We start from the raw sequence: 2,310 nt of genomic DNA on the forward strand, positions 1-2,310 counted from the left end.
GTGTCTAATAATAAAATCGTTATTTTAAATAATAATAAATTATTTTTGATTTTAATCATTAATAAATATTTTTTTATTTTATCCTTATTTCCCATATTCTTTTGTTTATAATATAATTAATTATATTATAAAATTAAATATTTTTATAAAAAATAATGTTTTTATCAAGTTTAAAATTATTTATATATTCATAATTTTGCGATTCTGTAAAACCATAAGCATATAAAATAAAAAACATATATAAATCATTAGATTCTTTTTTTATATCAAAATCTAAGATTATTTCAAAAACATTTTCTTCCAATTCTGATTCAAAAAAATTATTATCTGATCCTTTTTTAAATAAAGATTTATATATTTCTATATGTTTGTTATTTTTTAATTTATAGTTAGGATAATCTTTCTTCTGAAACATTATCTATTATTATTTTTTCTAAAAAACCTATAAAATTATAACAATCATATATATTTTTTGGATTATCTAAATCACTAGCATTACTATATAAACATATTTTAGCATTATTTGTATTAACAAATTGTTTTACATTTATATTAAATTTAATTAAAAAACCATTGTATTTTTCTTTTAAATTTTTCAAATCATAAACCCCTAATTTTTTACTAAGGTTTATTTTTGTTTCAAATAAAAATTTAATGATATTCTTCTCATGAAAAAAATTATTAATTTGAATTGTTTTTTTAGGTAAATTTTCAAAAGGTATTTATATGTTATTATCGTTAAAATTAGAATTATTTTGTAATTCATTGTTTTCCATTGCCATAACGGAATTATTACTAGTAATTAAAAAAATCCTAAACCAATAAATAAAAAGATTCTAAAAAATAATAAATTTGTTTTTAATTTAAACATTATATGAAATCTCCCTGGATATTTATAATAAAAATAAAACATACTTTAAATTATTTAACGTCTGCTAGGATTGTTTTGTTGATTTTGATCGTTTTGTTGCGGCATGGCGTTGTGAAGAATAATTTGTTGAGCAGTGATACGACTACTTAATTCAATATTTTGCCTCACAAGATTGTTAATAACTTCTTCAGAAGAGTTATTATTTCTAGCATTAAAAATTTGTTGAACTATTCTAGCTTGTTGTAAATTTAAATTTTGTAAAATACGAGCTTGATTTTGAAAATTAGTATGATTATTATCATGTCCGTTGTTTTGAGATATATGACCATTATTCATTGCCATAACATAATAATTATTAGTTATAAATAAAATCCCTAATAAAACAAATAAACAAAAACTTATTATTTTAAATTGATTTTGTAATTTAAACATTAATTAAATCTCCTTTTATTTTTTAGATTTTTATTTTTTTGAATTATTAAATATTTAATAAAAATAAACTTTTCAACTTTCATTTTTGAAACCAGAAATAATATTTATGATACATAATTGTTATATTCAATTTATTTTTTTTAGCTATTTTTTATAAAATAACACATTCACATTTAGATTTTTTAATTATTTCTATTTTTTCTGATTGTTCTGGTTTAAGTGAAAGTTTTTTTTGATCAATTAATTCTTTAAGTATTTTTTTAAAATCTCCAATTTTAATAATTTCTCGTTCTAATAATTCATCAGCAAGGGGAGATAAAAATTTTTTATATTGTTGAATTATTTCTTGTGTTTTTGTTTGAGCAATATTTTTTATTTTATCTTTTCTTATTTCTAAAGAATCTGTTGATAAATAGAAATTTCCTGAAAACCATCCTTTTTCTATGATATGTTGAGCTTTTTTTTCGATATCTTGTTCATCATGTTGACCTCTACTTTTAATTTCTTCTATAGATGTTAAAATGGTTTTTTCCGCTTCTAACCCGCCATAATAAACAGATAATGCAAATAAATGTCCAAACATATTATTTCTATCAAAAGAAAAATCGGTGCTACCATCAATTATTTCGTCATCCTGTTTTAATTCTATTCCTTTAAGTTTTATAAGATCTGGATATTCTCTATGTCTTTGACTTAATTCAAAAGCAACTACAGCATGTCCTATTTCATGTAAAGCAACAAATTTTTCTTTACTTATAGTATTTGTTATTTCTTTATTTTTTTCTAACTCTGTCTCTGTAATTTCTTGAATTTCTTCATGAAATAAACTTTCCATAGCCCTCACTTGATAATTATTATTTATTAAAAATAATCCTAAGAAAAATAATGCAAATATATTCAATAATAGTAAATGTTTTTTTAATTTAAACATAAATTTAATCTCCTTTTTTTATTCCTTTATATTTTAACATATTAGAAGTTGTTAAAATTTTTATCATCAGTCATCG

General features: G+C 19.7%; 4 protein-coding genes. All 4 read right to left on the reverse strand.

Annotated features, from left to right (window positions below; genetic code table 11):
- Positions 1-133: 133 nt before the first annotated feature.
- Entirely contained in the window at positions 134-415 is a 282-nt protein-coding gene (locus M8044_RS02370) for a hypothetical protein (protein ID WP_273585452.1), read from the reverse strand.
- On the reverse strand, positions 390-599 hold the full coding sequence (locus tag M8044_RS02375; RefSeq protein ID WP_273585453.1) for a hypothetical protein: 210 nt from the start codon (positions 597-599) through the stop codon (positions 390-392). Before M8044_RS02375 ends, M8044_RS02370 begins: the two co-directional genes overlap by 26 nt.
- A 326-nt stretch (positions 600-925) precedes the next feature.
- Entirely contained in the window at positions 926-1,303 is a 378-nt protein-coding gene (locus M8044_RS02385) for an SVM family protein (RefSeq protein WP_273585454.1), read from the reverse strand.
- Positions 1,304-1,454: 151 nt separating this feature from the next.
- Entirely contained in the window at positions 1,455-2,234 is a 780-nt protein-coding gene (locus M8044_RS02390; protein ID WP_273585455.1) for an SVM family protein, read from the reverse strand.
- Positions 2,235-2,310 lie beyond the last annotated feature (76 nt).

This window comes from Columbia Basin potato purple top phytoplasma (genome assembly GCF_028595955.1).
GTDB lineage: Bacteria > Bacillota_I > Bacilli_A > Acholeplasmatales > Acholeplasmataceae > Phytoplasma.

Excerpts from the sequence above, each read along its gene's own strand:
- M8044_RS02370 (WP_273585452.1), bottom strand. The coding sequence starts at position 415 with ATGTTTCAGAAGAAAGATTATCCTAACTATAAATTAAAAAATAACAAA.
- M8044_RS02390 (WP_273585455.1), bottom strand. The coding sequence starts at position 2,234 with ATGTTTAAATTAAAAAAACATTTACTATTATTGAATATATTTGCATTA.
- M8044_RS02385 (WP_273585454.1), bottom strand. The coding sequence starts at position 1,303 with ATGTTTAAATTACAAAATCAATTTAAAATAATAAGTTTTTGTTTATTT.